The organism is Flavonifractor plautii ATCC 29863 (assembly GCF_000239295.1).
GTDB lineage: Bacteria > Bacillota > Clostridia > Oscillospirales > Oscillospiraceae > Flavonifractor > Flavonifractor plautii.
Genome location: NZ_JH417827.1, coordinates 49,966 through 59,215 on the forward strand (window position 1 = coordinate 49,966; position 9,250 = coordinate 59,215).

At 65.8% G+C, this 9,250-nt stretch carries 7 protein-coding genes; 2 read left to right on the top strand and 5 right to left on the bottom strand.

Annotated elements, in window-relative coordinates:
• Window positions 1–48 precede the first annotated feature (48 nt).
• From eutL to HMPREF0372_RS14645, 5 genes are all read right to left on the bottom strand, one after another.
• Window positions 49–702 (bottom strand): ethanolamine utilization microcompartment protein EutL, encoded by a 654-nt coding sequence (gene eutL / locus HMPREF0372_RS14620; protein WP_007494070.1) that lies wholly within the window; start codon window positions 700–702, stop codon window positions 49–51.
• 338 nt (window positions 703–1,040) lie between these two features.
• The gene (eutC, locus tag HMPREF0372_RS14630; protein WP_007494074.1) at window positions 1,041–1,916 is read right to left on the bottom strand and encodes an ethanolamine ammonia-lyase subunit EutC; all 876 of its coding nucleotides are present in this window, start codon (window positions 1,914–1,916) and stop codon (window positions 1,041–1,043) included.
• Window positions 1,917–2,026: 110 nt separating this feature from the next.
• Complete coding sequence (locus tag HMPREF0372_RS14635; protein ID WP_007494077.1) at window positions 2,027–3,391, bottom strand: ethanolamine ammonia-lyase subunit EutB; 1,365 nt, start codon at window positions 3,389–3,391, stop codon at window positions 2,027–2,029.
• 18 nt (window positions 3,392–3,409) lie between these two features.
• Window positions 3,410–4,831 (bottom strand): ethanolamine ammonia-lyase reactivating factor EutA, encoded by a 1,422-nt coding sequence (locus tag HMPREF0372_RS14640; protein WP_007494079.1) that lies wholly within the window; start codon window positions 4,829–4,831, stop codon window positions 3,410–3,412.
• Between the two features lie 198 nt (window positions 4,832–5,029).
• Window positions 5,030–6,121 (bottom strand): 1-propanol dehydrogenase PduQ, encoded by a 1,092-nt coding sequence (locus HMPREF0372_RS14645; RefSeq protein ID WP_007494081.1) that lies wholly within the window; start codon window positions 6,119–6,121, stop codon window positions 5,030–5,032.
• 214 nt (window positions 6,122–6,335) lie between these two features.
• On the opposite strand from HMPREF0372_RS14645, the gene HMPREF0372_RS14650 reads away from it, so the two are divergent.
• Both HMPREF0372_RS14650 and hydA read left to right on the top strand, forming a co-directional pair.
• A complete protein-coding gene (locus HMPREF0372_RS14650; protein ID WP_007494085.1) occupies window positions 6,336–7,790 on the top strand; it encodes an NCS1 family nucleobase:cation symporter-1 in 1,455 nt (484 codons plus the stop codon).
• 43 nt (window positions 7,791–7,833) lie between these two features.
• On the top strand, window positions 7,834–9,222 hold the full coding sequence (hydA, locus tag HMPREF0372_RS14655; RefSeq protein WP_007494086.1) for a dihydropyrimidinase: 1,389 nt from the start codon (window positions 7,834–7,836) through the stop codon (window positions 9,220–9,222).
• Window positions 9,223–9,250 lie beyond the last annotated feature (28 nt).

Below are 9,250 nucleotides of genomic sequence, written 5' to 3' on the forward strand. Positions count from 1 at the left end.
CGCCGGGGCGGCCTGCGGCCGCCCGCCCTACGTGTTTCCGCCGCCCTGTCAGATCTCCCTCGGCCGGGCCGCCACCGCCTTCACCGCCTCGGCAAAGGCTGCACAGGCGGCGTTGCACGCGCTCTGGGTGCCGGTGAGGAGCCCGCCGCCGAAGTTGGTCTCACTGGGGGGCTCAAAGAGGGCGGCCAGCTCCACGTCGGAGGCTTTGAGCGCCTCGTCCAGCCCCACCACCGCCTCCAGAGGCGGGGCGATCAGGTAGGCCAGGGCCTCCCCCTCCCGCACGCCCGCCGTCTTAGACAGATAGGTGCCCGTGCGGGAGACGGTGTGGGCAAAATAGACGATGGAGCCGTCCTCGTTGGCGGAGCGGAAGCCCACCCCGCTGGCCATAAACTCGGCGCAGGCCCGCAGGCCGGACTGCACCTCCGCGGGGTTGGGCCCGGCCAGGATGCCGATGACCTCGCCGGCCAGCTTGGTAGAGGCGTTGCCCGCACCCGCGTAGAGGGAGCGGCCGTACACCACCTCCACCGCCGCGGCCTTGGTGGCCTCGTCCAGGGCACAGTAGGTCACGTCGTCGCTGTCGGCGGTAATGATACCAATGGAGCGGTACTGCTGGGGTAAGCCCAGCTTTTCCGCCAGCGTCTCGCTGACGTTGGCGATGGTATGGGTGGCCAGTACATTGGCCGGAATCAAATCGCCTGTCATAATGTCACCTCCGTTGTTTTGTAGGGGCGGGTGCCCACACCCGCCCGCCGGATGGCGCAGGGACGGGGGAGCGGGCCGATGTGGGCATCGGCCCCTACGATCTCCCGCCTATTTGAGATCTATCCCGCTGGCCTTTTTCTCCAGCATGGTCTTGATCAGCTCCGCAATGTGCGCGCCCGCCGTCCCCCGTGCGGCTGGCCGCACGGGGCTCCCAAACGCCTCTTTCATCTGCTCGGGCGAACTGAATTCGCCCGGCATCAAGGTTTTGCCCACAGGGCAAAACGCTTGTACGCGCGCCGCGCGCCCCGTGGAGGCGGGCGGACGTATTTCACCGTATTTCACCGCAGATCAATTCCGCTGGCCTTTTTCTCCAGCATGGTCTTGATCAGCTCCGCAATGTGCGCGCCCGCCTCCACCGCGGTGGTGCCCTGGCGGTGGATGTTGGAGATCACCGTGCGCTTGGACTCAGGTATGCCGATGTGGGGCTTGTAGGTCAGGTAGGCGGACATGGACTCCGCCGTAACCAGGCCGGGCCGTTCCCCCACCAGCAGGCACACCGCCTCCGCGCCGGTCAGCTCCCCAATGTGGTCGGAGGCGCCCACCCGGCAGTATTTGATGAAGAGCACCGGACCGCTCTCCAGGCCATAGGTCTTGAGTCCCGCCTGGGCCGCCTGGATGCAGTCCACGGCGTTGGCCTCGATGGCGGCAGAGGACAGGCCGTCCCCCACCGCCAGAACCACTTTGGGGTTCTGGCCCAGGGTCTTTTTGATGATGGCCTGATTGGCCTCGTCAAAGCGGCGGCCCCGGTCGGGGCGGGTCAGGTATTCGTCCTTGTTCTGGCACAGGGTCTGGACAGGGACAAAGCCGTTTTTTTCCACAAAGGCGTCGTCCACGTGGGAAAACACCGAGTCCTGCGCCGCCGCGTGGTCGGCCCGCATGCGCAGCATGGATAGGGTCTGATAGCGGGCGCCCGCCCGTCCCAGGCCCAGCCGGGCGGGGGTGCGCAGCTTCAAATCCAGGAAGGCCGGACCGTTTCTGGGGTTTTTGACCAGATATTGCCGCCGCAAATCGGTCTCTGTGATGTCGTCCAGACAGCCGCCGGCCGCCGCAGCGGCGGTCACCGGGGTGGCCTTGGCCGGGGCCGCGGCGTTGGGCTGGCCCGCCAGCTCCAGCACCATGCGCTCCACCAGGGAGCGCAGCTCTTGTTCGTTCATATTGTCACCTCAATGATATAGGGCGGGCGAACACAGTTCGCCCCTACGGGATGAGAGTAGGCGGCGGGGGCAAGCCCCCGCCCTACAGGGTGCGCGTGTGGGCCGCCGATTCACGCCAGCAGGACGGACGCATCCCCCGCCAGCTCCGTCAGCCTGCCGTTTTCCACAAAGCCCATCTTCTCCAGCCACGCCTGGAAGGGCGGGATGGCGGTGAGGCCGTAGAGCTCCCGCAGGGCGGCGGTCTCGTGGAAGCCGGTGGTCTGGTAGTTGAGCATCACGTCGTCGCCGTGGGGGATGCCCATGAAGTAGTTGCACCCGGCGGCGGTGAGGAGGACGGCCAGATCCTCGATGTCGTTCTGGTCGGCCTTCATGTGGTTGGTGTAGCAGGCGTCGCAGCCCATGGGGATGCCGGTGAGCTTGCCCATGAAGTGGTCCTCCAGGCCCGCCCGGATCACCTGCTTGGAGTTATACAGGTACTCCGGCCCGATGAAGCCCACCACCGTATTAACCAGGAAGGGCTGGAACCGCTTGGCGAAGCCGTAGCACCGGGCCTCCATCACCACCTGGTCGGCCCCGTGGTGGGCCTCGGAGGACAGCTCGGAGCCCTGGCCGGTCTCGAAGTACATGACGTTGGGGCCGGTGGCGGTGCCCTCCCGCAGGGCGAGCTGGCGTGCCTCCTCGATGAGCTTGCCGTCCAGGCCGAAGGCCTCGTTGCCCTTCTGGCTGCCGGCGATGGACTGGAAGATCAGGTCGCAGGGGGCCCCCTGGCGCACCGCCTCCATCTGGGTGGTCACGTGGGCCAGCACGCAGATCTGGGTGGGGATGTCCCAGCGGGTCTTGATCTCCTGGAACCGGTCCAGCACCCGCCGGACGCTCTCCACGCTGTCGTCCACCGGGTTGAGGCCCAGCACCGCGTCCCCCGCGCCGAAGGTGAGGCCCTCCAGCAGGGAGGCCATGATGCCGTCGGGATCGTCGGTGGGATGGTTGGGCTGGAGGCGGCAGGACAGGGTGCCGGGCAGGCCGATGGTGGTGTTGCAGTGGGCGGTGACGCGGATTTTTTTGGCCGCGTAGATGAGATCCAGGTTGCTCATCAGCTTGGCCACGGCGGCGATCATCTCCGCCGTCAGGCCGCGGCTCACCCGGCGGATGGCGTCGCCGCCGTTTTTTTCATCCAGCAGCCACTCCCGCAGCTCGGCCACCGTCCAGTTCCTGATCTCCTCGTAGATCTTCTCGTTCACGTCGTCCTGGATGATGCGGGTGACCTCGTCCTCCTCGTAGGGAACGGCGGGGTTGGCCCGCAGATCGGCCAGGGTGAGGTTGGCCACCACCACCTTGGCCGCCACCCGCTCCTCGGCGTTCTCCGCCGCAATGCCCGCCAGCCGGTCGCCGGACTTCTCCTCGTTTGCTTTGGCCAGGGCGTCCTTTACCGACTTAAACTCGTACACGTGCCCCAGCAGCTTTGTTTTGAGTATCATGTGATCGCTCCTTCGCGGTTACGATTTGTTGAATACCAGCGTCTTGATGACAACCGGTAATACCGCGCCGCCCGCCACGGGCGCGCCGATATCGATATAATCGCCGTTGTCCACCCCCACGCTGTCCAGGCAGAGGAGAGGGCCCTCCACCCTCTGGGCCATGGCCTGACCCAGCACCTTGGCCTGGTCGGCCTCCACCAGCACCACGGGGGCGATCCCCTGGGCGAGCAGGGGTTCCAGCCCCCCGGCAATCCCGCGGGCCAGCTCGTCCACCCGGGCGTAGGAGGGGTTTCCCTCCCCCCGCAGGGCCAGGGCAAGCGGGCTCAGCCCGCCCTCGTCGGCAAACCACCCCAGCTTGTCCCGGATGCACTGTGCCAGGGCGGCGGCGTCCCCCCGCTCCTCCTCTCCGGTTAGCTTGAGGATCGGCAGGTTCTTCAGGGGGAAGGCGATGTCCCGGTAGTAGATGGTGGAGCCGGACAGCTCGGTGGAGTGGCTCCCCGCCCCCACCACCGTGGCCCGGATGGTCTCCTCCCCCCGGAAGCGCCCCGCGCCCTGAAAGGCCGGGGAGGCCGCGATGGCCCGTCCCAGCAGCACGCCGATATCGCCGTAGGCCTTCCAGTCGCCGGGGGGCGCGTAGATGCAGTCGGCCACACCGCCGGAGAAGGAGACCACCGGCACCGCCCGGGGCTCCCAGCGGGTTCCCTGGGTGAGAAAGGCGTCCAGCCGGTCCCGCCCAGGCCGCAGGCCCGCCGCCTGCTCCAGGGCCTCCACCATGGAGCGGATGACGGGCTCCAACCCCTCCGGCGCGGCCTTTTGCCCAACGGTAGGAGGCGATGCCCACATCGCCCCGCGCTTCAGCACCGGTGAGACATAGGTCACGGTTCCTTCCCGGTCAAGCTTGATCAGCCGCCCGCCCACGTCCAGGCAGCCGGTGGCCGCCAGCTCTCCGTGGGAGTACAGCGCCAGGTTGGATGTGCCGCCGCCGATGTCAAAGTGTAATACATCCGTGTGATGCTCCCTGGAGTATTCATCCGCGCCCGCCCCCCGGGCGGCCAGAATGGACTCCAGATCCGGCCCGGCGGTGGCTACCACAAAGTCCCCGGCGAACTGGGAGAGGGCGGAGAGCACCTCCCGGGCGTTTTCCTTGCGAGCGGTCTCTCCTGTGATGATCACCGCCCCGGTGTCCACCTGCTCCGGCGCAAAGCCGGATTTGCGGTACTCCTCCGCCACGATGGTCCGCACCCCCTCGGCGTCGATCACGGTGTCGGAGAGCAGGGGTGTGAAGTGAATCCCGCTGCGGTAGAGCACCTCCCGATCCTCGATGGCGATGCGGGGCACCGAGAAGGGGTTAGCCCGGTTGGCCAGGGTCAGGCGGGAGAGAATGAGCTGGGTTGTGGAGGTGCCGATGTCGATGCCGACCGATAACAGGGTTTCACTCATTTCGGCACCTCCACCACCGGGCCCCCGCTCTGCGGGGCGGGCGCATGCCCGTAAAATCGACGCAGCGCGGAGATTTTCCGCAGACGGAATTCACTTCCGCCGAGGATGCGAACATCACATGGGGCCCCCAAACAGGCTGGCCTGTCTGGGGAGACGCGGCGCCGGTGTCGATGCCGACGGATAATAAGGTCTCCTCCATCACGCCAGCTCCCTCAGCAGACTCTTCAAGTCCTCCGCCGCCGCGGGGCGGGGGTTGGAGGGTGCGCAGAGATCCGCCTGCGCCGCTTCGGCCAGACCGTCCAGCGCAGCGGTGAGCTCCTTTCCCTCCACTCCGCAGGCGCTCAGGCGTTCGGGCAGCTTGAGCTGGGCGCGCAGCCGGTTCAGCCCCGCGGCCAGGGAGCGCGGATTGGCCGCCAGGCCGCACAGCCTGGCCAAACGTCCGTATTTCTCCGCCGCTGTCCCATCGGCGGCGTTGAAGTGGATGACGTGGGGCAAAATCAGGGCGTTGAGCCGCCCATGGGGGAGGTGAAACCGCCCGCCCAGAGCATGGGCCAGGCTGTGGCAGATGCCCAGCCCGGCGGCGTTGAAGGCGATGCCCGCCAGGTTGGAGGCCAGCAGCATGTTCCCTTTGGCCCCGCTCTCCCCCGCCGTTTCCCAGGCGGGGCGCAGGTTCTGCCAGGCCAGGGTAAATGCCTTCTCCGCCAGGGCGTCGGTGTAAGGAGTGGCCCCGCGGGCCACGTAGGCCTCGGCGGCATGGGTGAGTACGTCCATGCCCGTGTCCGCCGTCACGGCGGGGGGTACCCCCGCCAGCAGGGAGGGGTCCAGAATGGCCTCATCGGGCAGAAGGGCGTCGTCTACCAGAGGGTACTTGACTCCCTTCGCCCGGTCGGTCAGCACGGCGAAGGAGGTGACCTCCGAGCCGGTACCCGCCGTGGTGGGCACCGCCACAAAGCGGATGTCCGCCCCGGCCCCCAGCTTCTTGCCGAACTCCAGCATGGCCTTGGCGCAGTCCATGGGAGAGCCGCCGCCGAAGGCCACCACCGCCTGGGGGCGGAACTCCGCCAGCGCCCTGGCCCCCTGGGCCACCAGCTCCAGGGGCGGGTCGGGCACCACCTGGTCGAACACCTCCACGGTGCAGTCCCGCAGGCGGGCGCGTACCCGCTCCAGCAGGCCGGACTGGGCCAGGAAGGAGTCGGTAATCACCATCACCCGCCGCCCGGCCAGCCCCTCCAGGGCCGCCAGGGCGTCCGATCCAAAGAAAATTGTGGGCTTGAGTTGAAATTGTTCCATCGCGCTTCCCCTGTTTCTTCCTTGATGGGGTTAGTATGGCAGACCAGGAGAAAGTTATACGGCTCTCTTTTCTTTGCTTTTCTGCACAAAAAATTTACTGGTTTTTCATCAGATTTGACCTTTACAACGGGAGTTCTCCGGTATATTATTGATCTGAAAAATATTTAGCGCTAATTATTTTTTGTTTTATCCATTTAACAGAGGAGGCTATTCTATGGCAGAGCTCCAGACGGAGCGCTCCTTCGTGGTTGAGCTGACCCCGGAGGGCGTTCAGGAAATCCAGTCCCACAAAAATATCTACACCGAGGACACAAAGCCCATTCCCCTGTCCGGCCGCGAGTGGTCCACCAAGAACTACATAACCCTCTGGACCGGTATCCTGGTTTCCATTCCCGTGTATATGATGGCCAGCGCCCTGCTGTCCGCCGGCCTAACCTGGTATCAGGCGCTGTTTATCTGCGTGCTGGGCCACACGCTGGTCCTCATCCCCTCCATCCTGCTGGGAAAGTTCGGCTCCCGCTACGGCGCCAGTTTTCCCGTCCTGTCCAAGATGGTATTCGGACCCAAGGGCACGGCCATTCCCACCATCATCCGTGCCTTCATGGGCTGCCTGTGGTTCGGGATTCAGAACTGGATCGGCGGCACAGCTCTGGCCGCCATCATCGCCGTCATCTTCCCGGCCTACACCGGTCTGGCGTTCCACAGCTTCCTCAGCTTCGGCCTGTTTGTACTCATCAATTTCTACATCGGCTACCACGGCAGCCGGGCCATCCGCTTCCTGGAGGATTTCGCCGCCCCCATCCTGATCATTCTCAGCGGCGTAGTCATTGTCTGGGCCTTCTGGCTGGCCAGTCAGAAGGGAGGATTTGCCGCACTGTTCACCACTCAGGTGGCAGGCGGCAACGGCGAGAGCTTCTGGTCTCAGTTCTTCCCCTCCCTAACTTCCATGATCGCCTTTGACGCCACCATCGCCCTGAATTTCTCCGACTACACCCGCCACGCCAAGACTGAGGGGGCCCAGGTGAAGGGCCAGCTCATCGGTGCGCCCATCATGACGGCCTTCATCGTCTTTGTGGGCATCTGCGGCACCTCCGGCTCCGAGCTGGCCTTCGGCGAGGCCTTCTGGGATCCCAGCATTCTGGTCTCCCACTTCGGCAATCCCGCTGTGGTGATCATCTTCTCCCTGTTCATCATCCTGGCCACCCTGACCACGAACGTAGCCTGCAACCTGGCGGCCGCCTCCGTGGTGTTCTCCTCTCTCTTCGGCAAGGTGCTCACCTACAAAAAGGCCGTCGTTGTGGCCACGATCCTCTCCATCTGCTTCCTGCCCTGGAAACTGGTTGAGAATCCCGAGAGCTACGTGTATACTTTAAATGGAACCCTGGCCGTGTTCCTGGGTCCCATCACCGGCATCTGTCTGGCGGCCCTGTGGAGCCAGTACCGCAACCGCCTCCGCCTGCCCGACCTCTACTACCAGGACGGCGGCGCCTACTACTATCAGGGCGGCTGGAACGTGCTGGCCCTGGTGACCATGGCAGTCCTGTTTATTTTCATTTTCGTGTGCCAGTTTATCCCCGTCCTCAAGTGGATCTACGACAGCTCCTACCTGCTGGGCTGTGTGTTTGCCTTCGTGATCTACAGCGCCCTGTGCAAGCGCCAGGACCGCTGAACACATTGGTTTCCACATCCGACATCTGATAAAGGGGGTTCTTATGCGTACCATCATTCAAAACGGCACCATTGTCAGCGACACCGCCGCTTTCCGGGCCGACCTGCTCCTGGAGGACGGCGTGGTGAAGGCCGTGGGGGCGGGGCTGTCGGCCCCGGACGCCCAGGTGATCGACGCCTCCGGCAAGTACGTCCTGCCCGGCGCGGTGGACGTGCACACCCACATGGATCTCCAGGCCGGGGCCCACCGGGCGGTGGACGACTTCTACACCGGCACCGTGGCCGCCGCCTGCGGCGGCACCACCACCATCGTGGATCACATGGCCTTCGGCCCCAAGGGCTGCTCCCTGTGGCACCAGGTGGAGGAGTACCACCGTCTGGCCGACGGAAAGGCGGTCATCGACTACGGCTTCCACGGCGTGCTCCAGCATGTGGATGAACGGGTGCTCCGGGAGATGGGGGAACTCGCCGACCGGGAGGGTATCACCAGCTTCAAGGCCTATCTGACCTATGACGACCGTCTGGACGACGGGGCCCTGTTCCAGGTGCTCCGCCAGGCCAAGGAGGACGGTATCGTGATCCCCGCCCACTGCGAGAACGATGGAGTGGTCAACTACCTGCGGGGCTGGTACAAGGCCCAGGGCCTCACCCAGCCCATCTACCACGCCAGGAGCCGCCCCGCCCGCTGTGAGGCGGAGGCGGTGAGCCGCCTGCTCCACCTGGCCGCCATGGCCGGGGAGGCGCCAGTGTACGTGGTGCACCTGTCCAGCGCCGCCGGCCTGGCCGAGGTGCGCAAGGCCCGCGCCCAGCGGCAGAAGGGCGTGGGCGTGGAGACCTGCACCCAGTACCTCACCCTCACCGAGGCCTCCTACGCAGACCCCCAGGAGGGCCTGAAGGCCGTCATGTCCCCGCCCCTGCGGACCCAGGCGGACTGCGACGCCCTCTGGCAAGGGCTCCAGGACGGGGTGATCGACGCCGTGGCCACCGACCACTGCCCCTTCCACTTCGCGGTGGAGAAGCAGTTCGGCGCGGGCGACTTCACCGCCTGCCCCAACGGCGCCCCCGGCGTGGAGGAGCGGCTTCCGGTGCTGTACTCGGAGGGGGTGGCCAAGGGCCGCCTGTCGATCTGCGAGCTGGTGCGCCTGCTGTGCGCCAACCCCAGCCGCCTCTACGGCCTCTACCCCCGGAAGGGCACCCTCCAGCCCGGCGCCGACGCCGACGTGGTCATCCTCGACCCGGCCAAGCGCCGCACCCTCACCCACGCCGGGCTGCACTCGGCGGTGGATTACACCTGCTATGAGGGTATGGAGCTCCAGGGGGCCATTGACCTGGTGCTCTCCCGCGGAGAAGTGGTGGCCCGGGACAACCAGTTCGTGGGCAAGCGGGGCGCTGGACGCTACCTCAAGCGGGGCCATAGCATCCTGGCCGAATAAATACAAAACGAGCGCCGCCAGCAAAGCT